This window comes from Paraburkholderia humisilvae, assembly GCF_902859855.1.
Lineage (GTDB): Bacteria > Pseudomonadota > Gammaproteobacteria > Burkholderiales > Burkholderiaceae > Paraburkholderia > Paraburkholderia humisilvae.
In genome coordinates, this window is the sequence record NZ_CADIKH010000009.1 from 134,959 (window position 1) to 156,415 (window position 21,457).

Consider the following 21,457-nt stretch of genomic DNA (forward strand, 5'->3'; position numbering starts at 1 on the left):
CGGGTCGCATTCAACATCCGGGCAGTACGAGCCCGTTACGAGGGAAATATGAGGAAACTGATCGTTGCACTTCTGGCCAGTACGATGTGCTGCGCTGCGTACGCCGCCAAATGGCACGTGGTCGTCACTGCGGGATACGTGACGAATCAGCAGAAATTCGCTGACAACATTCCGGTTCTCGACACCGAGGTTGAAAGCGACGGATGTTACTACGGCGCGGTGCGAAACGTGAAGCAGGCCGACAAGGTGGTACCGACCCGCGAGCAGTTCTGCATCAAGGGCCCGGAGATGAAGCGGGTGATCAACGCAACCGTCTTCGTGAAGGATCAGGTTTCGGACGCTCTTGACCAGGCCACGGCCGTCGATCTGAATGCGGGCCAGGACGTCTGGGCGTCGTTCGACGGGAAGGAAATGAGCTTCCTGTCGGGCCCCTACCTGATCACGGTCTCGCGGCTGGATATACCACCGGCCACGTCGTCCAACCGCAAATCACGGTAAGAGGCCCGATTTGAGCGATGCTCCGATTCCGGTCCCGGCAGAACGGACGTATCCCCCGCAGGGTCGTGTCAGCGATGACGCGATCGCGCGGGCGTTGCGGGCAATGGAGCGCGTCGACTTTCAGGTGACCGGCTATGTGCTCTCGCACAGGATCAACCCTCGCAAGGTCATTATCGATTCCGGTACGAGTACGCAGGAACGATGGATCTCAGACGAGGACTTTGCCCGCTTCGTCGCATGGAAAGAACCGGAAGGCGATGGCACCCCGCCAGCAGGTTTCGAGGGGTCGGCGCCACCACGGGACGGCACTCGGCTGTCGCTCGATGTAGCCTCGCCCAGACCCGTTCTCACGATTGCGACGCAGCGCCCGGCCGCCGGCTCGGTTGAAGAAGCTATTGGCGGGCTCGCGACGGAACTCGGTTGCCGGTTCAACGCCGAGATTGCACACAACTCCGGCTGGTTTGTGCCCGGCAAGCCGGTCGCATACGCCAATCCGGTCGATGCCGTCTTCGCCCTGTTCAATATGCTCCGTGCCGGCGGGACCGTGCACACTCCGACTCCAGACAGGAGCAAGCCGCCAGGACAAGAGTCGGCCACCTCTCAAGTAACTCCGGCTGCGCGGACCCAACGACGAATGTCCGCGACGGACACGTCGGCACAGACAGACCTGTTCTGATCCGACGGCGCAAGAGATCCGCCCTCAAACCAGTGAGATGATCCTTTCATGAGTGATCTGCACGAACCTTCGTTACTCGACCGCCTGTTCGGTCATTTCGGCTACGAGAAGCGTCAACCCGTTGCGCCGACCGTGCCAGCAACAGAGCCAGTTGCCGCAGTTCAACCGCCTCCACCAGCACATAGGGACGCGCAAGCCGGTTTCGACTATTCTCGAGCAGAGTCAGGCAGCATGTCGTTCAGCTACATCGACGGCGAAGATCGGTTCTCATAAGCGGTCGGGAAGGACGACTGGCTCCCCGTCTCTATTGCCGCGATGATGCTCGGTGGGGCGCGCGAGCACGCGCTGAAGCTGATCGAGAGCTACGCGCGGGATGCGATGTGGCTCGACCCGAGGTCCGAAGTGTTTTCTGCATGGCTGAAAGCCAACGACGCGGCATTCGCGCAGCTCAGCGATATCGAGCGTGATCCCCCGGCCGGGGTCGTCGAAAATCACAGTGATGGCTGGCCGGACAAGTTTGGCTTGATCGGGCCACGTGAGGTGTCGTTCCAGTACCGGCTCTGCTGGCAGCGTACTCACGTCAGAATGAGCGAGGATTTTCTGGCCGTTTCCAAGGCCCATGCGGAATTCTGTCAGCTCCCGGAGGTTCGGAGGGTATGTACGGACCTCACTGTGCTCAGTGAGAGTCTGACAGGGCTCGTTGAATACTGGTTCGAGACTTGTGGATATACAGTGGACAAGGATCTGCACCTCGTCTACGTGCAGGGTTATGAGGCGCTGTTCTTTTCGGCCGAACAAGCATACGACTAAGGTAGTAGATGGAGTAGCGGTTCAGTTTGCGGCCTCGGCAACTGGCAAGTAGAAACGCGCAGACCAACGCCTTTGGTTCGCAGCGAAATGGTGAGAAATACGCCTGGCCGGCTGGCGGTCAGCAACGTCGCAAAGCTCTCTGAGTGATCCGGTCGGCCCACTGCACACTCGCCCGAAGCCGCAAGCTGAATCACCCGGGATTTTGTCAATTTGCTTCCTGACAAGAACTACCGTTATACTTAAGTCGATCCTTGATCCGTAGCTGGACGTCACCAGCCTCTGGCGCGTCTCTCTGACGCCTATCGGTTTAGCCGGTTTCCCGGCAGTCTCTATTTCACCCACCCCGCGGGGCAATCCTGCGTGCGGGACTTGCTTCGCGAACACTTGTTCAGGAGCAGGATATGTCGATTCACTCCATCCTTGCATCAGGCCTCGGCGAGGCAGCTGTTGTCAGCGATCTGTCCGCGCTTTCCCCTGCGGAATTCGCTGATCTGCGTCTTCCGATCAGCCGTGACGACGTGAAGTCGAAACGGCTGGTCGGCATGATCGAGCTTCTGGAGTCTCATGACGCCCCGGGCGGCAGTACCGTCTGGTCAGCGATGGTAAAGGCGGGCGTGCATCCGAACAGCGTGGTCTATCGTGATGTTGACGATGACTTCGCCACGTTCAACGCGGCTCTTGAGTTCCGAATCCGTTCGGAACACGTCGATGGCTTTATTCGCATCGAAGACGATCCCATTGGGAAGTGCTACGCGATCTGCGTGCAGCACGAAGGCCAAATCGAACGCGAGGTCGTTCGCTCGTATCTTCGCGATCGCAACTTCGCGAAAGTGCTGCTCAGCGTGATCCTGATTGGCACACTGCGTGACGACCAGCCGGTCCACACGCGTCACTGAGAAAGCATGGACGGTCGAGTGCGATCAACGGCTCGGGTCTTTCCCCTCGGGAACCCGGCGGTGACAGCGACTCGCCCTGAAACTGCGGTCCCGGTACTGTTGGTCTCGACGTCCGCCGGGCGGTGAGAACCCCGCACCCGCGTTGCCGAAAGGCACGCGGGTTTTTTGATTGCTGCGTGGTCCAACGCGGGGACTAGAAATTGAAGGACCGCCGAATAGACTGACCGGGTAAAAGTGATCAGGAAGGTACGCGACAAACAAATGAATCGGATCTGAAACAAGCGCGGGACAGATGCGGTAATGGCATATCCGGATGATCTGTCATCACCACACCCGTCCTCAACCACTCGTATTTGCTGGTACAGGGTGAACTTCGCGGCCGATGCCTTTGTCGCGCGATAAACGGAGGCAAGGCTTTTCTTTGCAAACGTAGTTTCGTGAAAGGAGAGTGATCATGGCAAGAGGTACTGTAGTCGGTGTCGGCGCAATCGTGATCAGCGCGGACCGGAACAAGCGGATCAAGCGCAAGGCGACCCGCGAAAAAAGCCATTTAGGGAAAGTAGTGATGATCCAGGTCGAGACGAAACCTCGGGCCGGGCGCGCGGCGGCGGCGCGCAAGGACAAGATCTGAGCTTCGACCGTGAAAGCCATCTCGATCTGGCAACCACATGCCTCGCTCCTTCTTGTAGGCCCAAAGCGCTACGAAACGCGGGGTTGGCGCCTTCCACGCACGATCGTTGGAACGCGTGTAGCCATCCATGCTGCAAAGGCGACGAGAGACCTGATAGAGCTCGCCGAGTATGTGAGCGGGCGCAGCGAAGGTGCACTGGCGGAAGAGGCATTCGACCGGTATCTCCGGGCGATGCTCGCGGCGGGCTTTCGTACAGCCGGTGAGATGCCCCGCGGCTGCATCATCGGCAGCGTAGTGTTCAAGGAAAGCGTGCCTTCTGACCAGGTTGTGGATCACGGCCACTTTGGGGACTTTTCGGCTGGCCGGTTTGCCTGGCGGGCGGACCAGCCGCGTCTGCTTCCCGAGCCAGTGCCGTTTCGCGGCATGCAAGGGTTCTTCGACGTTCCAGACGAGTTGTTCGCTGAGACGGTTTGAACGGGCCAGGGGTTGAATCCACGACGCGATCGCGCAGACTCGCCGCATACCACACCGAACGGTCATCTCATGTCTCAATCAACGTCAGCGCCGACTCACACCCCGGAGCAGATCGTGCGTCTGCTTCACGGGCATCGGTTTGACCTCTCGACGGAGAAGCATCTGCAGGAAGATGTCGAAAGCGCTTTCAAGAAGGCAGGGGTGACGTTTGAGCGGGAGAAGCGCATTTCGCCCAAGGACATTCTCGATTTCCTGATTGCGGGTGGCGTCGCTGTGGAATGCAAGATGCGCAACAAGGCTCGGAAGGTCGACATCTTCAAGCAGATCTCGCGATACGCAGAAAGCCCGGACGTAACTGCGATCGTCCTAGCATCCAATATCGTAATGGGTCTGCCGTCGGAGATCAACGGCAAGCCCGTCTATGCGGCTTCCTTGAGCCGTGGGTGGATCTGATGCGGCGGACGTTCGGGGAACTTCGGCTCATCAAAGACGGCAAGGCGTGGGAAGTCTCACGCCTCGAGCCGCACGTGGCGATCCGCTTCAAGCACCTTTTCCCCCGTGTGCCGAAACAGTCGGCCGGCCCATTCGAGCTACCTCGTGATCTGATGGTCGCGGCTGATCTGGAGTGGTTTCTGGCCAGATACCCGTTGCATTTGACCGTCGAGGATCAGGCCGCGCTGATGGCAGGCAAGGATCTGTTCGATATCCAGCAGGCCGAGCTCGAGCGCATTCTTCTGCCCGACTATGTCGCACCGACGATTCCGGGTCTGCGAGAAGGTCAGGTCATTCGTCACTATCAGCAGCAGGCTATTGAGTTAGTCCGCCGGCGGCGTGGATTGTTGCTCGGCGATGAGGGAGGCTTGGGGAAGACGTATACCGCTGCTGGTTTCCTGTGTGCGGAGCCTGGTGCACTGCCCGCTGCCGTCGTGGTGGACTCACATATGCAGAAACAGTGGAGGGACAAAATCCAGGCCTTCACGAACTTGAAGGTTCACATCATCAAGCAGGCGAAGCCCTACGACCTTCCGCCTGCGGACGTCTACGTTTTCAGGATAAGCCAGATTCTCGGCTGGACCGATATTTTCGCAACGGGCTTCTTCCGTGCGATGATCGTCGACGAACCGCAAAGTCTGCGCACCGGTACCGGTACGGCGAAGGGCGGTGCCGCGAAAGTGCTTTACGAACACACACTCTACCACCTCGGCCTGACTGCTACCCCTATCTATAATTATGGCGTCGAGATGTGGAACGTCATGCAGTTCATCGACGACACGGTACTCGGCTCATACGAGGATTTCAGTCGGGAATGGGTCGACAATAGAGGTCACATCGCAGATCCGAAGGCGCTGGGCACCTATCTGCGCGAACAGCATGTCATGCTTCGTCGCCTCAAGTCCGATGTCGGCCTGGAACTGCCGAAGGTCTCGAGGATCGTTGAGTACGTTGACTACGACGCGAAAGCGGTAGCGTCGATCGAGGAGATGGCACGGCGCCTCGCGATCCGGGCAACGACAGGGGCATTCGTTGAGCGCGGCCAGGCAGCGCGCGAGCTTGACATGATGGTCCGGCAGGCGACTGGCGTGTCGAAAGCAAAATCCGTCGCGCAGTTTGTGCGTCTCATGGTAGCGGCCGGTGAACCAGTGCTGCTGATGGGGTGGCATCGTGCCGTGTACGAGATCCTCTTGGAGGAGCTGAAGGACCTCCGTCCAGCGATGTACACGGGCAGCGAAACGGCTGCGAAAAAGAACGCCGAAAAGGATCGATTCATGTCGGGCGACACGGACGTGATCATCATGTCCCTGCGTTCAGGCGCCGGCGTGGACGATCTGCAACATCGTTGCTCCGTTGTGATCTTCGGCGAACTCGATTGGTCACCCGGTATTCACCAGCAGGTGATCTGGCGGCTTGACCGGGAAGGGCAGGAACATCCGGTGACGGCCTTTTTCCTGGTATCCGAAGAGGGCAGCGATCCGCCGATCATGGACGTGCTCGGCATCAAGGCGAGCGAAGCCCGCCAGATTGTCGATCCGCACCTTGGTGTCGAGAGAGTCGATGACGACATGAGCAACGTGATGCGCCTGGTCGAGCGCTACCTCGCGAAGATAGGAGGCAGGGCGAAGGCTAGCGCTACCTCCGGGGACGATTCGCCTCAGTCGACCATGCCGACTGAGCAGGAAGAGCTCTTCAACTGACCAGCAGATTCCGAACCGGAATTCGCTGACTCTCTCCATTCTCCAAATACCTCTTGCTTCACGCGTACCCACAATCGAAGGGGCTTGTTTCGCATTTGCAGGTTGTTAGATTGCGAATCAGGATCGTGCGTTCTACGTACCGAAGTGCTTGTGGCTCGTGAGGAGCGGGCATCGAATCCTGCAGGGCCAACGTTGCGCGATTCCGGCCGGCTGTCTGCGAGGTTCGTGGCGAACCGGATGTTCAGGTTCACGTGTCGCGCGAGGTGGGGCATTCGCATGACGCTCCACGCCGCGTTTCTAACTTGAGAGGTTCAGTATGGCTATGAGGAAGGGGCGAGTTTCCCTGCTGGCGTTCTCGCTGGTGATCGCCGGCGTGACGCATATGGGGGCGGCTTGGGCGGATGGGCCGGAGGAGGCTTACGGCACCGATCCGTCGCTGTCGCCTAACGAGTACAAGGTGAACGTTGACGGGATGAAGGAAGACCCGAACGCACCGATGTCTGACAAGGCGCGTGCCTATCGGAACGGTCTTCTCACGGGACGCGCGATGCAGAAGGTCGACGATGAGAAGGCTTCGGGTTCGGTGCTGCCGCCAATTCCGCACGGGGCTGCTGTCCACGACACGGCTGTCGTACGCCCTGTGGCGACGCAGCCTGTGGTCGAACAGCCGTTGCGCGCTGCGCCTCCGCCGGCACCCGTGAACTACCGCCAGGCGTACGCTCCGCCCGCCGTCGACTACGCTCCGCCACCCGACCCGGAGCCGGTCTACGCGCAGGAGCAGTACTATGCTCCGCAGCCGCAACCGGCCCCGGTAGTGATCGAGCAACCGATGCAATACGTGGCCCCGCCGCCAGTGCAGTACGTGTACCCGACCACCTACGTCGCGCAAGCGCCGGTCGTGCAGGTTGCCGTACCTACGGTGTACGCGGGTTGGGGGCACCCGGTAGTTTACGCAGGTCGTTGGGGCGGCTACGGCGGGCGCTGGGGTGGTTACGGAGGGTGGCGCCGCTAATAAACCGGCGCTTCCTTCTACGGCGATCCGACCTGCTCCGGCCGGTCGGGTTGCGTTGTCCACGCGTCACCCGGAAGACTCATCTAACTTCCCATCAGGAAGTTATTCTCCAGAATTTTGCTATAATCATCGCTAGCTTTCCAGCCCGGCAGCTTGGTCCGTTATCCAGCCTGGCACGCCCGTGCCATCTTCAGCCTGCACAGGGCTTTCCGCCGGCCATGTTGGCGGGGCTAATCAGCACATTTTTGCGAGTCCTGCACCGGTTGGTGCATGGATTCGTCATGCCTTTTTCATTCACCCATAGGGATGCGTATCCCTATGGGGTGTGCTCCCTTCATCAGGAGTAACACATGAAAAGTGACTTCGACCTTGTCCAGTTGCTTGGTCCAACGGGCGTCGTTCCAGACAACCAGATCAACGCGTGGCCGCCGGACGAACTGCAGATGCGAGTGGGGATTCCGCACCGCGGAGGCAAACTCGCTATCCATGCGTTCAATTACGGTTATCCGGTGATGGTGTCGGCCAATGCCTTCTTCAACTATCAGACTGGGCAGTTCGACATCCCGCAGTGCTCGCCATTGCAGGAGCTCAACGTCGCACTCGACTCGGCAGGCTATGTTGCCTGGCAAAATTTTAAAGCGAAGGGCCGGCAGAATGGCGTAGGTGGATTGTATCCTTGGTCCTACTCACAATTCTTGACGCTTGCCTATCTGTTGCGTCCTCGCTGGTTCGCAAGTATGGACCTTTGTTGCGAACCCGATGCAACCAATGGTGGAATCGACACGGACTGGCGCATACGGGCAACGGCTACTATGCTCGAGGCTCTGCTACAGATAATCGAGGCATGGCAGCAGGAATACGCGAAGGATGTATCGTCTAGCACCGTCGCGAACGACCTTCGTGCTCCCGTTCCGGTTATCCAGGGGTGGACCTGCGAGGAGTACGCAGAAAGCCTCGATCTGACGATGGAAGTGTGGGACCGGCATGGTTGGTTGGCACCTCCGGCGCTGATGGGTCTCGGATCAGTGTGTAGAAGGTCACTTCATCACCCGAAGCATGGGCTTTTCGCGATCCTCGACGGACTGGAATCTCGTCTGCCCAAGAAAACGAAATTGCACTTGTTCGGGGTAAAAGGAGCGGCGCTTGATCGCGTGAAAATGTACCCCTTCGTGGCGTCATGTGACAGCATGGCGTACGACTACGGCGCTCGTCGTAGCGCGTTTGCGAAGGGGATTTCTAACACGATGGACCACCGATCGTCGCAAATGACTAACTGGATGCGGGCGGCCGAAGCTCGCATGCGTCCTCAGGCGGGTGATCAGTTTCGCCTGTCGTTCTTCGAAGCGACGTAAGTCGTTTCTCTTCCCTCTCCGGGGCATCCTCCGGAGGGAGCATGCCCCATCTTTTCAGGAGCATGTATGTCCAAGCAAATTAACCCGCAGCAGCTCGCGGAAATCGTCGCGAAACTCTTGACCGGAGATGCGGGAGAGGTGGATAGCCACGAGTCGTTCAGTGGCTTCATGACCGGGATAGCCAACGTTGTCTGTGACTTCTGCGGTGGCGAGGTCGTGACGGACGCGGCGCCGCTGGACGACGTCTGGTACGTGGCGATCCGTGGCAACCAGTCGCTACCGGACGCATTCGGTGGCATCTGGCGCGAAGTCGATCCGGGCGGGGACTTGTTCGTCAAACCGGAGAATTCGGGACAGGCTGTCGAAGCGAACTCTACCGCGGCGCCGGTCGTGCCTGTTGCAGTCAGTCAGCGCAGCACGTTCGCGGCAGATGGCTATCGCCATGCAAAGGAGGGCCTTCCGGCCAGCCAACCGGCCGGAGCCCCAAGCTGCGCAGCCGAGTATCTGGCAGGTTACCGTGAGGCCAAGCGTGAGCTCGCCCAAGCCGAATTCGAGAAATACGACTTCGGCGACGGCGTTTTCGTGCACGACCACGATCTATGGGAAATCGGCGACGAGGCCGATTACACCAGGATCGCTTATCTCGAGTATCCGGAGGATGCTCAGGAAGCCGACCTGCACAAGGTGACGTTCCATGTCCGCTTCAACGCGAACGGCACGTTTTCCGAGGTATATGCTCTGGAGGTGGATTCCGGAAACCTGATCGGCATCCGCACGGCACGCGAAGAGGCGGCCGTGTCGGTCTGATGGTACGGCGTAACGCGTTGCTACGCTTGTCGAAACCCCGCCCGCTGCGTCTCTTATGGAGGCCAGCGGGCGTTTTCATTGATGCGGCCGGACTCGCTCGTAAGCGAATGCGCCATCGCTTGGCGCTCGTTTCAGGAGGGCTCTGCGCGGCTGATCCTCGTACACTCCGAATAGTGTTGGCTGACCGTCCATGGTAGCGGCGCGGGAACCGAGAGGAGGAGGGCATGGCCGTCTACGTCGACGATGCGGGAATCGTGTGGAAGGGGAAGCTACGCTTCCACATGACTGCGGATTCCCTCGATGAACTGCACGCCTTCGCGCAGGCCGTGGGAATCAACCGTTGCTGGTACCACACAGGCGCAAGACATCCGCACTACGATGTCATCGAGGCACAGCGCGCTGCAGCTATTGCGAACGGTGCCATTGCCGTGACACAACGGGAATTGATGCGGGTTGCGAGGCGGATCGCGAGAAACGCAGTTTCGGATATCTTTACGTAAACACAGTTATGGATATAAGTACGATAGCGCTTCGTCTGTTCGTGAGTCAGGCGCAGATTCTCAAAGCAATCAACGGGAGCGCAATATATGGTCATGAGCGGTTAGGGGCTCTGCTCAGCACGGGCGTCAAGGTGGCCGACTGGCTGGAGCACGATGCAGCGGACATGCTCCGGTTTGACGACGCAGCTTGGGTGCTAAGGAGTCTTCGTCAGTCCGCGGAGATGACAAGCGGGAGTCTCGAAGCGATTCGGGAGAACGCTCGAACTAGTGGTCGGTGGTCTTTGCCGGACGGAGACTTCATGCCAAAGCTGATCGCGGATATCGATTCCGCCGCGGCATTCCAGTCGCCGGAAAGCAACCTGGACATGGATCTGCTGTGCAGGCTGGTAAGGGCTCTAGCGCTGACCGTTGAAAAGCTGGATCATCTCGCGCACTCACTACGTTCCGGTGCACAGGCACAGCGACAGCATCTCGTACTCGTGGCCTTTCAGGTCGCTGAATGTATCGAGAAAATCAGCAAAGATGCACTTGATGGCGCCCAAATGGCCGATCAGAAGCGCTCCTGGGTGGCGGTCATTGATGTGTTGCGCAGCATCTACGCCCGGGACGTTCCAACCTTGCGTAACGGTCCTGGGGCGACTCCGAGTGATGCTGAGCTGATCCTGATGCTCGCAGAGTGTGTTCGGGATTCGGCAGCGGCCGTTACGGGCTGATACTTCCTGACAGGAAATTTCAGATATACTCAGTTTCGATCCCTGATCCGGTAGCTGGCCGCACGCAGCCTGACTAGCCAGCAATGGCTTTCTTCCGCCGACACCCGGCACATCCCTCGCGGGGCTTTCTGCCCGCGGGCCGTCTGCTCCGCATGTACCCAGGAGCAGAACATGTCCAGTCTGGTTTTGATTTCCCGCGAGCTTTTGCGTTCTCTGATCACCATGTCGAAAGATCAGGTGCAGGGCCGCATCGGCGCTTCCGACGAACTTGACGTTCCAGCCAGGAACAAAGCCGTAGCTGCGGCGGAGATCCTGTACAGCAAGTCGGAGATTGCGTTCTCGGATCTCAACGTCTGCCCACGCATCGCGACAAACCACATCACGCGTGAAACCCTCGATCTTCTGGAAGGCCAGGGCGATAACAACCCGTGGTGCTACTGCGGGTCATATGAGTTCGGGTTCTTCCTGTCTGTGCCGTCCGATGGGTCTGTGGAAACGTTCGCGAGCCAGGGCTGCCCGGTGCCGGCCGACCTTCAGGCGCTGTGGGCATGGGCGACGGCACGAGGCTTTCAGTGGATCCAGCTCGACGCCGACGGTTCCGATGTGGAAGGGCTGACAGCGTACGACTGGTAAGCACGGAACGCAGGGGCTTGCGAGCACGTTCGCCTTGCGTAGAGTAAAAAAATGTCCGCAAGCCACTGTGAAAAACATTTTTTTTGAGAGGAAAGTGATGAAACAAGCAAAGTCCGTAAAGGCTCTGATAATCGCGCTGGTTGTGAGCGTGCCCATGACTGCCGTGCGCGCCGAAGGCTGCATGAAGGGAGCCGCCGCTGGGGCCGTGGTCGGCCACGTCGTAGGCCACCATGCGATCCTCGGCGCGGTGGCAGGATGCGCGATCGGCCGCCACATGGCCAAGAAGGATCGTGAGCAGCGCGTGATGCGTGAAGCACGCTACAGCGCCTACCATCGGTATGGCGGCTGATCGCACGGTCAACGGTATTACGCCGTCGCCTGAGGCGTTTGTTTTTCTACCCGGAGGGGCGTGTCCCCTCCGGGGTGCATGGCCCCTCCCCTTTTTATAGAGGGATACTAAATGCATCTTCAGTTGCACGATCCGGCTGTCCAAGCCTCGCTCATTGGAGGTTTTTTCACCCTGATCTCGACAGTAATAGCTGCCGTGGTTGCGGCAATTCTCGGCAAGCGGTTCGATAATCAGCGGCGGCTGAAGCTCAAGCTGGACCGGGCCATCCGTGATCTCGCCTTCACTCTTGCGGTGGAAGACGAGCATTGCGCGATGCACGTACAAGAGCGCGGCGAGTCATTCAAGAACCGCGTCCGTGACAAGGTCCGTGAGTCTGGTCTGGAGTGGTCGGGTGATTTCACGCCCGGCCGGGCCCGACACATGATCGCGCGATATGCCCAAAGAGGTAACGCAGAGTAGTTTTCACGGACTTTCGTCGATCCGATGCCAGAGCGCCGCTGTTTAGCGCTTTGGTACCACCTCCTGAGTCAACACCTATCCCTATCATGACTTCAGCCGAAAGAATTCAGCAGGTTCTCGACTCACCCAGTACGTCGTACTGGCTAAAGAACGCGCTTCGCGCTCTGCTCGAACGCGACGCAGTTGATGCCACCCGCGATGCCGAGTTACTTGTCGAGTTGATGGTCGCGCGTTTGAACGAAATGCTGCCGCAAGGCCGGTCGGGCCAAGCTTGAACCAGGTCTTCACTGCTTCCGGGCGGGAAATTTGCGGTACACTATGAACCGATCCTTGATCCGGTAGCTAGCCGTTACTTAGCCAATGGCCAATCCGCCCGGATTTTGGCTTTCATCGTTGGTCGTTCTGACCGGTTGCCCTTGGCAGCAAGATTTATCCCTTTGGTTACCTCGACGTGCTTCCCGTGCGGGAGAAGATCGCATCCGCGTTCGGCACCCAACAAGTAACCGTCTTTACCCACGCGGGTTGCAATCCCCGCGAAGGGATTGTTGCTCGCATCACCAGGATGCATGAGCATGACTATTTCTCAAACGACTTATCCGCTTTACGTGCGATGTGCGCTCGAGGTATTTGCATTGTCTGGCGCACGCACGAAAGCGCGTCTGCGCGAGTTGCTGGACTTCTATTTTCGGTCAGCCGGCGAGCCGCTCGGTTCCGAGCGTTCTGCTGTGGAGAACACGGCGATTGTGTTCGCAAAGAACTACTGGAGTCTTGGAGCGGCGGAAGGCTTTTGATTGACAACCAGGAACGCCCAAGGTCACCACTTTCACGGCCTCGACATTCCTTTATCCCTGCCGGAAGCACTTTTGCAGATGCTTGGAGACAGAGTGGCAGGCGTCGTGAACGAGCAGGTCGATTTCGGGCGAGTGGTCGGAGCGAAGGGTGTCGCAGGTCGGTGATGCTGCAAGCTCGAACAGTGCATTCTTCCGGCACGCATCATTAACCAGAACCAACCCGTCGCACTCCCAGGAGAGCCGGCAGGTTGATTGTAATTAAACCCGTGCGGGCCAACCTCCCGCTTCTGGGAATGTCTCGCTCTTTGAGGAGCAGCAAAATGCAAAAAGCGATGTACGTGACCGATGACAGGGATCTTCCTGATGGAGAGCAGCGGTCGCTTGTGATTTTTCCCGGGGGTAATGGTGACTGGTACGTTCAAGTCGCTCCGAAGCACGGCAGGGCGATCGAAGGCGTGCGTATCTCCACGTCGGGCGGAGCACAGATGCATTGCCCCGGTCTTGGTCCCGCTATAGCGCAAGCATATCGAGCTATGCTTGCCGCACAGAATGGCGAGAAAAGGGCTGCACAGCGCTCCCTTGATGAACTGGAGAGCGAGGTCCGCGCGTGGCGATCGAAGTTTCCGAAGCTGGAGTTCGACGGCTTATTCAGAATTGTCGAGATCGAGTGAGGAGGCGGCGTGCGTCAATTGAACGGAATGACTCTTTTCTTCGGTGCGGATGACGCACTCAGTAACTGGCATCCCTGTAGCTTTGAGTTTCGCGGAGTGCAATTCACGTGCGTCGAACAGTTCATGATGTACGCGAAAGCGATGTTGTTCGATGATCGACGTACCGCCGAGGCAATTCTGGCGGTGCCCGATCCGCGGACGCATAAGAAGCTCGGCCGTGTGGTTAAGGGGTTCCAGGAGTCTGCCTGGGTCGAAAAGCGCGAGTCGATCGTCACCGTGGGGTGCCGGGAAAAGTTCGGGCAAAACGCGGATCTCGCGGCTCAGCTGATCGCGACAGGAAACACGGTGCTCGTTGAGGCCAGTCCATACGACCGCATCTGGGGCGTTGGTCTGGCCTGGAACGACCCACGGATTCTCAATCAGAATCAGTGGCTCGGCACGAACCTACTCGGGAAGGCGTTGATAAAGGTTCGAGGTCTGCTCATGGACGAGGTCGAGGAACGGATGTTTATGAATGGCCATAACGGGCCGCAGTAGTTTCGTGTTGCACCAAACCCGCCGCGTCATCGCGGCGGTTTTTTTTCGCCCGCCGTACTCGCTCGAAAGCCTCGCCAAAATCTCCGACAAGTGTCGGTACGCACAACTTCGCACGGCCTGTATAGTCTCCGGTAGACGTACGGTAGCTGGGCCTACCAGCCTTCCTTTCCACTGCGATCCGCTCGCAGTTTCCCTGACCGACGCCTCCCAATCGAACGATGGAAGGTAACCGGTTTTACCCTCGCGAGGCATTCGATCCCGCGTGGGTCGTCTGCTTCGCATTTTTTTTCAGAGCAGATATGACCTCGAACGTACGTGTTGCAGTCAATCAGGAAAATCTCGTCAAGAACCTGAAGTTCGCGTTCTCGAATTTCTCGAGTTTCATTGCAGAGTTAATGCAAAACAGTCGTCGAGCAGGCGCCACGAAGGTGGAACTGACGCTCGAAGGCAAGACCCTGACTGTGGTCGATGATGGCCACGGGATCGCTGACTTCCAGAAACTCTTCACGATCGCCGAGAGCGGCTGGGACAACAAGACCCGATCGCTCGAAAGCCCCTTCGGCATAGGGTTCACCAGCGCGCTGTTCGCGTGCTCTCATCTGCGAGTAGAGTCGTGCGGGCAACTGCTCGATGCGCCGACGCGAGCATTGCTCGACATGCACGACATGACCGTTGTGTCCGGGACAGTTACGACCGGAACGAAGCTAACGCTGGCCGACCTGACGTTTGACGAGACGCGCATCAAGTCGGCTCTGGAGGTGATCGCGCGGGGCTACGAGATTCCCGTGATTTTCAATGGGGACGTTCTGCCGCGGCCGGAAGCCATTGATTCGGGCGAGTTCGTACGAACGCCCATCGGCGCCGTGCGGGTGCCCGACGTCGCCGGGTTTGGGTCAAATTCCAGCATCGCCGTGTACCTCCAGGGCATACAGGTCTCGGGCCCGACCTTCTACGGTCGAAACCCGGTGGCAATCGTTCACCTCGACAGCACCCGTTTTCACGCGAAGCTTCCGGATCGGAATTGCCTGATCGATCAAGCTGACAAGGAAGCAGAAATCAGGAAGCAGGTCGAGTCCCTCGCCCACTCGATGCTGGCGCAAAGGCAGCGTGAGCTGGACGCCGAGGCCTTCGTGGAGATGTACTGGGACGCGGCTGCGTGCGTGGCACCGGATCTGCTTCGGGATCATCCCGTTGTGCCTGCCAAGGTACTGCCGAAGCTGGTGCGCGTGCTCTGCTATGCCCATTGGCACGAGATCTACGAGTACCAGTTCGGCAGCGACCTGGAGCCCATCCATCGGGATGTATTCGAGCGTGGCGAGATTCGCGTGGTCCGTGGTAGTGGGTATGTCGATCTGGAGGAGGATGACGAAAGCGGTGTGAAACGCGCATATGCAATGCGTCACGAAGCACTCGTTATTGCCGAGCCGCTTCCGAAGGGACATTGGTTGCTAAATGCTCCGCGGTTTGATGATCTCCAGGTCGGCTACGACATCGTGAACGAGGGGACGGTTGCCGGGTCGGACTACGAGACCCACAGCTTCGACTTCCGGATTTGCGACTCGATCACGATCAGCGGCATTTGGGGTGAAGTCGTCGTCGACGACCACGAGATCTCCGTCGCGTGTCCTGACGAAAACGGGACAGTCGACCAGGTGACAGTTTATACGCCGCTGAAAGTTCGCGACATGGGAGAGGGTGTCCAGCAATTCCACGCTTTCTCAGAGGATGAATGTGAAGACGAGGATCGCCGAAACGCGAGCTTGGCCCGGTACCGTCGTTGGATCAAGCAGGCCCGTAACGTAAGCCCCAAGGAGTTGCTAGACGATCTCCTGCGTGATCTATTCGTCGACACGGAAACGGTCCGGGATACGCGTTTCATCCTTCAAGTGTCGAAGACGGGACAACTCTCGATTATTGAACAAGTTGAGGCTTTTGCCGGTTGACCAGTACCCGTCCTTCCATCGGCCCGCGCATTCGTGCGCGGGCTTTTTTTGTCTGCGAGGCAGAGGGGCAGCGGTCGCATGCAATGCAGGAAAGTGCCACCCCCAAACGACCGCGGGCCAGTCTTAAAGCCTGGCCCGCAGACTCCCCATGATGCGACGAGGGCTCAGGCGGCCGCGTCCTTCAGTTTCTTGAGAGCGCGAGCTTTGATCCGGACCGTCGCCGGCTTGGCCGGGAACCAGCGTTCTTCGCCGGTAAACGGATCCTTTCCGAAGCGCCTTTGCTTTGCCGGAACCTGTTGGACCGTGATCTTCAAGAGACCGGACAACGTGAATTCACCAGCACCCTTCTTGTGAACGGCACCGAGCATAGTCGCCTCGAGCGCGGCGAGCGTTGCTTTCACGACCCTCGGCTCGACGCCAGCCTGTTGCGCGATATGTGCAGCGAGTGATGTCTTCGTGAATGCTTCCTTCACCGGTCCCACGACCTTAGCGGCGGCCTTCGTAGCCTTGGTTGCCACTTGGGCCTTCTTCGCGACTTTCTTTGCGGTTGCCATACTCGATGATTCTCCTTTTCATTGAGGACGCTGACGGGTGAAATACCCGCGCGCACTGATTCTAGCGTCAGGAAGACCGGAATCTGGTGTCTACACAGGCAAGCGTTGTGCATAAACATCGAATTTTCCGCAGAAACGCGTCCTGGAGGCCGGCAGCCTGCCTTGTGCGAAAATCGCTTCCTGATGGGAAGTAAAAATGGACACGACGTCACCCCTAGAAAGGGATTGGTCGATCAGTACGATTCATCCATCTGCAGGAAATAACCAAAGGACCCAGTTATGAAGAAAATGTTCGCCTTGCTTGTTGCGGCCACTGTGCCGATCTTCGCTCATGCCGGGTTGATCGATTCGACGCTCGAGGATCTGGGTGTCTGGCGCAGTTCAGGCTCGTCGTCGCAGAGCGACGTAAGCACGCGCGGCTTGAGCGGGAATCACGAATTTAAGAAGCCTTCACGTGAGCGTGGTGGTCTTCGCAAGACAAGCTATGGCAATGACAGCTACAACAGCGGGAACCAGGACGCGGCGGCGCGCAACGCGCCTCATCATGGCGCTGTGATGTACCAGGCGGTGGGGACTATCGAGCTTGGCTTCTCTCCGAACCGGGGTGCGATGGACGTCGTGATCGACGTAATCAACAGCTCGACCCGAACGCTTGATGTCGCCGCATACGAATTCACCAACAAGCGCTATGAGAATGCGGTAATCGCCGCAGTCCGTCGTGGCGTGGATGTTCGCATTGTGGTCGACGCGAAGGAGAACCTCAACAATCCAAAGTCGATCGCCGGTCCGCTGGCGCAGGCCGGGGCGAAGGTTCGGTATGTCGACGACGCACCGCTGATGCATGACAAATACACCATTGCGGATCGCGATACCGTGGAGACAGGCTCGTTGAACTACACCCTGCGCGCGGAAAAGTACAGTCACGAGAACGCGCGGGCCGACTGGCACAACAAGCCGATCGCCGGGTATTACGAGTCCGACTTCGAGTACATGTGGGAAAACGCTCACCCCTGGCGCTAACGGCCCTGCCGGATGGCGTTCTCTAAGCGGCGCATGCGGACGGGTCGAACTGGAAGACCGGCCCTTCGATACGGGAAATCATAAAGGAGGAAGTCATGCTGAGAGTTCTGTTTCTGGTTGTGCTGGTGGCGGTGGGCCTGGCGGGTTGTGTCGTTGTGCCCGCGCGCTACGCTTATGCGCCTGGTCCGGTGGTATACGCGACGCCGGTGGCCGCTGCGCCGGTTGTCGGCGTGGGTGTACGTATCCGCTGAACGGGATCGCGGTTTGGTGGCCGCTTATCCACACAGAGAATGCCGACGGTTCCTCGTGACCGCCGGCTATTTTTTCAGGTGGCGGCTTCCGGCGCGGAACCCCTTGTTTTCATGCGGCCCAACTCAGAATCGACCCATGGACATTCAGATTGCCCCCCAGCGTCGCATTGTCGGACTGACCTGTGACGACAGGGGGGGGCAGAATGCTGCGCGACGACAGCCGATCGACTCGGCGCATAAGACGGTCTTCAAGATCGAGGCTCGTGTTATGACGGCACGCGTGCATGCGCCGACATGGGCGGCCTTGGGATGGCCGCTCCACGTTGCGGTCACGCTCGATCTCGGCGAATTGAAGGTGTTTCGCTCGTCGGTGAAGCTGGGTGATGCGACGGTTGCGGATTTCGATGCCATTTGCTCGATGGTGCGGCTGGTGCCGTGCTGCATCTGCGGGAAAGTCACCTTCGGTGCCGCAACGAACGAGCAGGCAGGAGACGAACTATGCATGCAATGCATCTGCAAGGACGCAATCGATCCGGGTGCGCTGATAGGATTGCGGCCCATCGACCAAAAGGAATACGACAAACGTCTGCTGGCCAGGATCAACGCCAACAACCGCAACAGAGCTGGAGAATGAATTGAGCGATAGAAAACACGTGGAAGGGCGGCGCCGTTTCGAGAAAGAGTCGGACAAAAGCGACGATGCGATCCGGAAGGGGGTGCGCGTTGAGTTCAAGGCGTATTTTGATGGCGTGGAGGCCGGCACGCGCGGAGTGATTCGGCGGGCCGACGAATACCGGATATCGGTCGAGGTCGGCGATCGACGCGTCAATGTACCGCCCAATCTGAAGAGCAATGTCCTGCACGCTATCGACGAGAAAGAGAGCGCGCTGAACCCGGTCGTGATGTCTTTGCGATGCCCGGGCTGTATGGCATGGCACGATGACGCGCCGGGCTGCGAGCCGGGTCCGCATCAGACGCATCGCTGCCGCGTGTGCGATCACGAGTGGACACCGCGGGAGTTCCCCACGCACGGAGCTCACACGGCGTCGTACAGCGATGAGCTCCTGACGCGCGTGATTCGCGCGACGCTTGAAAAAGTTGCGCCAGGTGAAGGGCTCGAAGTACAGGGACACGACGTCGAGATGTTTCGCACCTTCCTCGAGCTGCTTGAACAGGAAAGCCACCTTCGGATGCGGGCTCGCGTCCAGGGTTTGCGCGACGCTTCGCGTATTCTGGACGCCGTCGTGCAAAACGAAAAGAGCCAGTCAATGGTAACGCTGGCCGAGGCGGCTACGCTATTCAACGGCGCGATCGCCAGAAATCGTAACGGCAAGCCCGCGATCCTCCGGCCAGGCGAGGTCGACAACGTGCGGCAGACGAGTGTGGATGGGGAGGAAGGTTCGGCGGATGACCACGGTGCTATTTGAACTCGGTGACACGAGGGCCGCGGCGGGCAGTGACCCGGGTTGCCCGGCGGCACCCGCTCGCGAAAAGCCTCGAGCTCCCATGTCACGCGCGGGGACGTCGACGCCAGCATCGCACATCAACCCGTATGACGCGCTGACCGCCGCGCTGCTTACCCTCTTTGAAGAGGTCAGCTCGAGCAACCGGAAGCGGATGCGACGCGGCAACGCCCCAGAACATGCGTTAGCGCTCGCGGCCGTCGACCGAGTACTGGCTCCCGACTTGCTCTCAGAGGCGATTGCGCTCGACGCAGGGTGTCGTGTGCGCGTCCGGACGGACGTGACGTTCAAGCCAAGATCGGCCCTAAACGCCTCGCGCGGCCGACTCGGTACCGTGACCGGCGTTGCCGAAGACGGGGAAGTGACCGTCAAACTCGATCCGACGGGCAATCGAACGGCAGATGTGCTCAGGTATCAGCGATACACGCTGCTTCCCGTCGTGGACGTAAACGGTGACGTGCTGCGTGCGGTGGACGCGATTCGTCCGAATGAGACGCAGATGATGGCCATGATGCAGGCGTTGATTTCGGAGCTCGGGGCGGGCCGCGTGACTCCGGACATGGCGCGACGCATCCTCATTGCGGCAAATGTCGCACTCAATCAGAACCCGGCCGCCGGCGTCGTCACGCGCGGCTGACGCGAGTCAGGGCATGCCGTGCATCGGTGTGGCAGCACAAACATCAGACCCTAATATTTGGCAGATTGATGTCTTTCGCAGGGAAAGGGCCGGCGAATACGCGCTATTTCGTGGTAGTTCCTGACAGGAATCTCTGGCTCAATTGGTACGTTGCGGGACCATACGTTCCGTTCTCGCAGGACCTAGAAATACGCCACGACCCGGGCATGCTGAGGTCGTCGACGCCGATTGTGCGCGTCATTCCATCGAGCGATTTCAAGCGATGCAACTGGACCTTTTCTCTCACGCCGCAAGTGCCTACGCCGACGCCCCGAATGGACGGCTGACGAACGCCGAGTTCTACCAGGCGGTGGCCGAGCGCGCGAACATCGACCCCGCTGAACTCCAGAAGAAGACTGCAATCGGCCAGGATGGAAAGGAGTATCTGACGCTCGCGCATGTGCTGCGCTGGCGACAGCAGGATCTCAAGCGCATGGGAGTCATTGAGCGGGTCGCGGGCAAGCGTGGGATCTGGCAATTGACCGAAGCGGCCGGGCGCAAGATGGACGAGGCTGGCCGCGCGGTTCGCCTCATCGCATTCTCGACCAGGCTGGGCGTCGCGATCTTCGGCGATTGCCGGGATGCGTTCGCTGGCCTCGACGAGCCTATCAACCTGATTTTTACATCACCGCCGTTCCTTCTGGCGAAGCCCCGAGCTTACGGAAATCCCGCAACGCTGCAGGAATACGTCGATTTCATCTGCTCTGCGCTCGGCCCGCTGATGCTTCATATGGCGGCCGGCGCGTCGCTGGTCATCAACCTTTCGAACGACTCGTTCGTGCGAGGCTCACCCGCACGTTCGACGTACCTTGAACGCCTCGTCTGCGCGCTCGAAGATCGTCTCGGCCTGGTTCTTATGGACCGCGTTATCTGGAAGTCTGGGAAGGCACCGGGCCCGACGCAGTGGGCGTGCAAGCACCCGATTCAGCTTCGAACGGGCTACGAGTTCTGCTACTGGTTCTGCAACGACCCTGAGAAGGTCCGTTCGAACAATCGTCGCGTGCTGCTGCCACATACTGACCGGCACATCAAGCTGATGACGAGCGGGGGCATCCGGCACTCGGCGTCGTACGGTGACGGCTCGCAGGTTCATCGCCCGGGGCAGTACGGGACGCTAACCGATGGGCGATTGCCGACCAATGTCATCGAGATTGGCACAGGCTGCGCGGATACGCGCGCATATCGCCAGCGTGCGAAGGAGCTCGGGCTCCCACTGCATGGGGCGATGATGCCCACGCGCGTACCCGACTTCTTCATTCGCTTCCTGACGGAACCCGGGGACCTCGTGGTCGACACGTTCGGCGGAACGGGCAAGACGGCACTGGCTGCCGAACGCCTCGGCCGACGCTGGGCGATGGCGGAGAAAATGCTGCAATTCATCCGTGGATCCGCGACGCATTTCGAGCAATTCGAAGGCTTCCAGATGCATGCAGCTTTGGAAGGGGTTCGATATGCCGCATAAGGACAGTGATGGTGACTAGCACGCTGGATTCCCTTCTCGTCGCGGCTCCCACGTTCGTTGCTCGCGCTTTTCTTCCGGACCGTGACA

Annotated in this window: 29 protein-coding genes; 28 read left to right on the plus strand and 1 reads right to left on the minus strand. The window is 59.2% G+C overall.

Annotation, left to right across the window (positions count from 1 at the left end):
- Window positions 1-48: 48 nt before the first annotated feature.
- The 22 genes from HV796_RS11640 (at window position 49) to HV796_RS11745 (ending at window position 15,944) form a co-directional block, all read left to right on the plus strand.
- On the plus strand, window positions 49-498 hold the full coding sequence (locus tag HV796_RS11640; protein ID WP_175226630.1) for a hypothetical protein: 450 nt from the start codon (window positions 49-51) through the stop codon (window positions 496-498).
- Window positions 499-508: 10 nt separating this feature from the next.
- Window positions 509-1,174 carry a hypothetical protein gene (locus HV796_RS11645; RefSeq protein WP_175226631.1) on the plus strand — a complete coding sequence of 222 codons (666 nt, stop codon included), beginning with the start codon at window positions 509-511 and terminating at the stop codon, window positions 1,172-1,174.
- Window positions 1,175-1,222: 48 nt separating this feature from the next.
- On the plus strand, window positions 1,223-1,447 hold the full coding sequence (locus HV796_RS11650) for a hypothetical protein (RefSeq protein WP_175226632.1): 225 nt from the start codon (window positions 1,223-1,225) through the stop codon (window positions 1,445-1,447).
- A gap of 42 nt (window positions 1,448-1,489) precedes the next feature.
- Window positions 1,490-1,984 (plus strand): hypothetical protein, encoded by a 495-nt coding sequence (locus HV796_RS11655; protein ID WP_175226633.1) that lies wholly within the window; start codon window positions 1,490-1,492, stop codon window positions 1,982-1,984.
- Window positions 1,985-2,385: 401 nt separating this feature from the next.
- Window positions 2,386-2,880: a hypothetical protein gene (locus tag HV796_RS11660; protein WP_175226634.1), complete on the plus strand. Its 495-nt coding sequence runs from the start codon at window positions 2,386-2,388 to the stop codon at window positions 2,878-2,880.
- 454 nt (window positions 2,881-3,334) lie between these two features.
- Window positions 3,335-3,511, plus strand: coding sequence for a hypothetical protein (locus HV796_RS11665; protein WP_175226635.1), 177 nt, complete (start codon window positions 3,335-3,337; stop codon window positions 3,509-3,511).
- 9 nt (window positions 3,512-3,520) lie between these two features.
- Window positions 3,521-3,985 carry an ASCH domain-containing protein gene (locus HV796_RS11670; RefSeq protein WP_175226636.1) on the plus strand — a complete coding sequence of 155 codons (465 nt, stop codon included), beginning with the start codon at window positions 3,521-3,523 and terminating at the stop codon, window positions 3,983-3,985.
- A 114-nt stretch (window positions 3,986-4,099) separates the two neighbouring features.
- The gene (locus tag HV796_RS11675; RefSeq protein WP_175226637.1) at window positions 4,100-4,438 is read left to right on the plus strand and encodes a hypothetical protein; all 339 of its coding nucleotides are present in this window, start codon (window positions 4,100-4,102) and stop codon (window positions 4,436-4,438) included.
- A complete protein-coding gene (locus tag HV796_RS11680; RefSeq protein ID WP_246355827.1) occupies window positions 4,438-6,177 on the plus strand; it encodes an SNF2-related protein in 1,740 nt (579 codons plus the stop codon). Before HV796_RS11675 ends, HV796_RS11680 begins: the two co-directional genes overlap by 1 nt.
- 316 nt (window positions 6,178-6,493) lie before the next feature.
- Entirely contained in the window at window positions 6,494-7,189 is a 696-nt protein-coding gene (locus tag HV796_RS11685) for a hypothetical protein (RefSeq protein WP_175226639.1), read from the plus strand.
- 350 nt (window positions 7,190-7,539) lie between these two features.
- Window positions 7,540-8,541, plus strand: coding sequence for a deazapurine DNA modification protein DpdA family protein (locus tag HV796_RS11690; RefSeq protein WP_175226640.1), 1,002 nt, complete (start codon window positions 7,540-7,542; stop codon window positions 8,539-8,541).
- A gap of 66 nt (window positions 8,542-8,607) precedes the next feature.
- The gene (locus tag HV796_RS11695) at window positions 8,608-9,348 is read left to right on the plus strand and encodes a hypothetical protein (RefSeq protein WP_175226641.1); all 741 of its coding nucleotides are present in this window, start codon (window positions 8,608-8,610) and stop codon (window positions 9,346-9,348) included.
- A gap of 224 nt (window positions 9,349-9,572) precedes the next feature.
- On the plus strand, window positions 9,573-9,848 hold the full coding sequence (locus HV796_RS11700; protein WP_175226642.1) for a DUF4031 domain-containing protein: 276 nt from the start codon (window positions 9,573-9,575) through the stop codon (window positions 9,846-9,848).
- A 299-nt stretch (window positions 9,849-10,147) separates the two neighbouring features.
- Window positions 10,148-10,561, plus strand: coding sequence for a hypothetical protein (locus tag HV796_RS11705; protein WP_175226643.1), 414 nt, complete (start codon window positions 10,148-10,150; stop codon window positions 10,559-10,561).
- Between the two features lie 171 nt (window positions 10,562-10,732).
- Entirely contained in the window at window positions 10,733-11,194 is a 462-nt protein-coding gene (locus HV796_RS11710; RefSeq protein ID WP_175226644.1) for a DUF5983 family protein, read from the plus strand.
- Between the two features lie 67 nt (window positions 11,195-11,261).
- Complete coding sequence (locus HV796_RS11715) at window positions 11,262-11,543, plus strand: hypothetical protein (protein ID WP_246355809.1); 282 nt, start codon at window positions 11,262-11,264, stop codon at window positions 11,541-11,543.
- Between the two features lie 111 nt (window positions 11,544-11,654).
- Window positions 11,655-12,002 carry a hypothetical protein gene (locus HV796_RS11720; protein WP_175226646.1) on the plus strand — a complete coding sequence of 116 codons (348 nt, stop codon included), beginning with the start codon at window positions 11,655-11,657 and terminating at the stop codon, window positions 12,000-12,002.
- An 86-nt stretch (window positions 12,003-12,088) separates the two neighbouring features.
- Window positions 12,089-12,277: a hypothetical protein gene (locus HV796_RS11725; RefSeq protein WP_175226647.1), complete on the plus strand. Its 189-nt coding sequence runs from the start codon at window positions 12,089-12,091 to the stop codon at window positions 12,275-12,277.
- Between the two features lie 297 nt (window positions 12,278-12,574).
- Window positions 12,575-12,793, plus strand: coding sequence for a hypothetical protein (locus HV796_RS11730; protein WP_175226648.1), 219 nt, complete (start codon window positions 12,575-12,577; stop codon window positions 12,791-12,793).
- A 320-nt stretch (window positions 12,794-13,113) separates the two neighbouring features.
- On the plus strand, window positions 13,114-13,464 hold the full coding sequence (locus tag HV796_RS11735; protein ID WP_175226649.1) for a hypothetical protein: 351 nt from the start codon (window positions 13,114-13,116) through the stop codon (window positions 13,462-13,464).
- Window positions 13,465-13,473: 9 nt separating this feature from the next.
- Window positions 13,474-14,001 carry a riboflavin biosynthesis intermediates N-glycosidase gene (gene ybiA / locus HV796_RS11740; protein WP_175226650.1) on the plus strand — a complete coding sequence of 176 codons (528 nt, stop codon included), beginning with the start codon at window positions 13,474-13,476 and terminating at the stop codon, window positions 13,999-14,001.
- A 299-nt stretch (window positions 14,002-14,300) separates the two neighbouring features.
- The gene (locus HV796_RS11745; protein ID WP_175226651.1) at window positions 14,301-15,944 is read left to right on the plus strand and encodes an ATP-binding protein; all 1,644 of its coding nucleotides are present in this window, start codon (window positions 14,301-14,303) and stop codon (window positions 15,942-15,944) included.
- 164 nt (window positions 15,945-16,108) lie between these two features.
- Here HV796_RS11745 and HV796_RS11750 read toward each other — a convergent pair whose 3' ends face one another.
- Complete coding sequence (locus tag HV796_RS11750; protein WP_175226652.1) at window positions 16,109-16,498, minus strand: HU family DNA-binding protein; 390 nt, start codon at window positions 16,496-16,498, stop codon at window positions 16,109-16,111.
- Window positions 16,499-16,777: 279 nt separating this feature from the next.
- Here HV796_RS11750 and HV796_RS11755 point away from each other — a divergent pair, with 279 nt between their 5' ends.
- The 6 genes from HV796_RS11755 (at window position 16,778) to HV796_RS11780 (ending at window position 21,370) form a co-directional block, all read left to right on the plus strand.
- Window positions 16,778-17,518, plus strand: a complete 741-nt coding sequence (locus HV796_RS11755) for a phospholipase D-like domain-containing protein (RefSeq protein WP_175226653.1) — start codon at window positions 16,778-16,780, stop codon at window positions 17,516-17,518.
- A gap of 95 nt (window positions 17,519-17,613) precedes the next feature.
- The gene (locus tag HV796_RS11760) at window positions 17,614-17,769 is read left to right on the plus strand and encodes a hypothetical protein (RefSeq protein WP_175226654.1); all 156 of its coding nucleotides are present in this window, start codon (window positions 17,614-17,616) and stop codon (window positions 17,767-17,769) included.
- A gap of 136 nt (window positions 17,770-17,905) precedes the next feature.
- Window positions 17,906-18,403 (plus strand): hypothetical protein, encoded by a 498-nt coding sequence (locus HV796_RS11765; protein WP_217477889.1) that lies wholly within the window; start codon window positions 17,906-17,908, stop codon window positions 18,401-18,403.
- A gap of 1 nt (window position 18,404) precedes the next feature.
- Window positions 18,405-19,196: a hypothetical protein gene (locus HV796_RS11770; RefSeq protein WP_175226656.1), complete on the plus strand. Its 792-nt coding sequence runs from the start codon at window positions 18,405-18,407 to the stop codon at window positions 19,194-19,196.
- 79 nt (window positions 19,197-19,275) lie between these two features.
- A complete protein-coding gene (locus HV796_RS11775) occupies window positions 19,276-19,869 on the plus strand; it encodes a hypothetical protein (RefSeq protein WP_175226657.1) in 594 nt (197 codons plus the stop codon).
- Window positions 19,870-20,131: 262 nt separating this feature from the next.
- Window positions 20,132-21,370 (plus strand): DNA methyltransferase, encoded by a 1,239-nt coding sequence (locus HV796_RS11780; protein WP_175226658.1) that lies wholly within the window; start codon window positions 20,132-20,134, stop codon window positions 21,368-21,370.
- The last annotated feature ends 87 nt before the right edge of the window (window positions 21,371-21,457 follow it).

What these genes read in the sequence shown, in the direction of transcription:
- HV796_RS11700 (WP_175226642.1), top strand. Translation starts at nt 9,573, where the DNA reads ATGGCCGTCTACGTCGACGATGCGGGAATCGTGTGGAAGGGGAAGCTA.
- HV796_RS11685 (WP_175226639.1), top strand. Translation starts at nt 6,494, where the DNA reads ATGGCTATGAGGAAGGGGCGAGTTTCCCTGCTGGCGTTCTCGCTGGTG.
- HV796_RS11695 (WP_175226641.1), top strand. Translation starts at nt 8,608, where the DNA reads ATGTCCAAGCAAATTAACCCGCAGCAGCTCGCGGAAATCGTCGCGAAA.
- HV796_RS11775 (WP_175226657.1), top strand. Translation starts at nt 19,276, where the DNA reads ATGTCACGCGCGGGGACGTCGACGCCAGCATCGCACATCAACCCGTAT.
- HV796_RS11720 (WP_175226646.1), top strand. Translation starts at nt 11,655, where the DNA reads ATGCATCTTCAGTTGCACGATCCGGCTGTCCAAGCCTCGCTCATTGGA.
- HV796_RS11730 (WP_175226648.1), top strand. Translation starts at nt 12,575, where the DNA reads ATGACTATTTCTCAAACGACTTATCCGCTTTACGTGCGATGTGCGCTC.
- HV796_RS11750 (WP_175226652.1), bottom strand. Translation starts at nt 16,498, where the DNA reads ATGGCAACCGCAAAGAAAGTCGCGAAGAAGGCCCAAGTGGCAACCAAG.
- HV796_RS11710 (WP_175226644.1), top strand. Translation starts at nt 10,733, where the DNA reads ATGTCCAGTCTGGTTTTGATTTCCCGCGAGCTTTTGCGTTCTCTGATC.
- HV796_RS11655 (WP_175226633.1), top strand. Translation starts at nt 1,490, where the DNA reads ATGATGCTCGGTGGGGCGCGCGAGCACGCGCTGAAGCTGATCGAGAGC.
- HV796_RS11735 (WP_175226649.1), top strand. Translation starts at nt 13,114, where the DNA reads ATGCAAAAAGCGATGTACGTGACCGATGACAGGGATCTTCCTGATGGA.
- HV796_RS11660 (WP_175226634.1), top strand. Translation starts at nt 2,386, where the DNA reads ATGTCGATTCACTCCATCCTTGCATCAGGCCTCGGCGAGGCAGCTGTT.
- HV796_RS11745 (WP_175226651.1), top strand. Translation starts at nt 14,301, where the DNA reads ATGACCTCGAACGTACGTGTTGCAGTCAATCAGGAAAATCTCGTCAAG.
- HV796_RS11680 (WP_246355827.1), top strand. Translation starts at nt 4,438, where the DNA reads ATGCGGCGGACGTTCGGGGAACTTCGGCTCATCAAAGACGGCAAGGCG.
- HV796_RS11760 (WP_175226654.1), top strand. Translation starts at nt 17,614, where the DNA reads ATGCTGAGAGTTCTGTTTCTGGTTGTGCTGGTGGCGGTGGGCCTGGCG.
- HV796_RS11765 (WP_217477889.1), top strand. Translation starts at nt 17,906, where the DNA reads ATGGACATTCAGATTGCCCCCCAGCGTCGCATTGTCGGACTGACCTGT.
- HV796_RS11755 (WP_175226653.1), top strand. Translation starts at nt 16,778, where the DNA reads ATGAAGAAAATGTTCGCCTTGCTTGTTGCGGCCACTGTGCCGATCTTC.
- HV796_RS11665 (WP_175226635.1), top strand. Translation starts at nt 3,335, where the DNA reads ATGGCAAGAGGTACTGTAGTCGGTGTCGGCGCAATCGTGATCAGCGCG.
- HV796_RS11690 (WP_175226640.1), top strand. Translation starts at nt 7,540, where the DNA reads ATGAAAAGTGACTTCGACCTTGTCCAGTTGCTTGGTCCAACGGGCGTC.
- HV796_RS11780 (WP_175226658.1), top strand. Translation starts at nt 20,132, where the DNA reads ATGCAACTGGACCTTTTCTCTCACGCCGCAAGTGCCTACGCCGACGCC.
- HV796_RS11705 (WP_175226643.1), top strand. Translation starts at nt 10,148, where the DNA reads ATGCCAAAGCTGATCGCGGATATCGATTCCGCCGCGGCATTCCAGTCG.
- HV796_RS11725 (WP_175226647.1), top strand. Translation starts at nt 12,089, where the DNA reads ATGACTTCAGCCGAAAGAATTCAGCAGGTTCTCGACTCACCCAGTACG.
- HV796_RS11650 (WP_175226632.1), top strand. Translation starts at nt 1,223, where the DNA reads ATGAGTGATCTGCACGAACCTTCGTTACTCGACCGCCTGTTCGGTCAT.
- HV796_RS11640 (WP_175226630.1), top strand. Translation starts at nt 49, where the DNA reads ATGAGGAAACTGATCGTTGCACTTCTGGCCAGTACGATGTGCTGCGCT.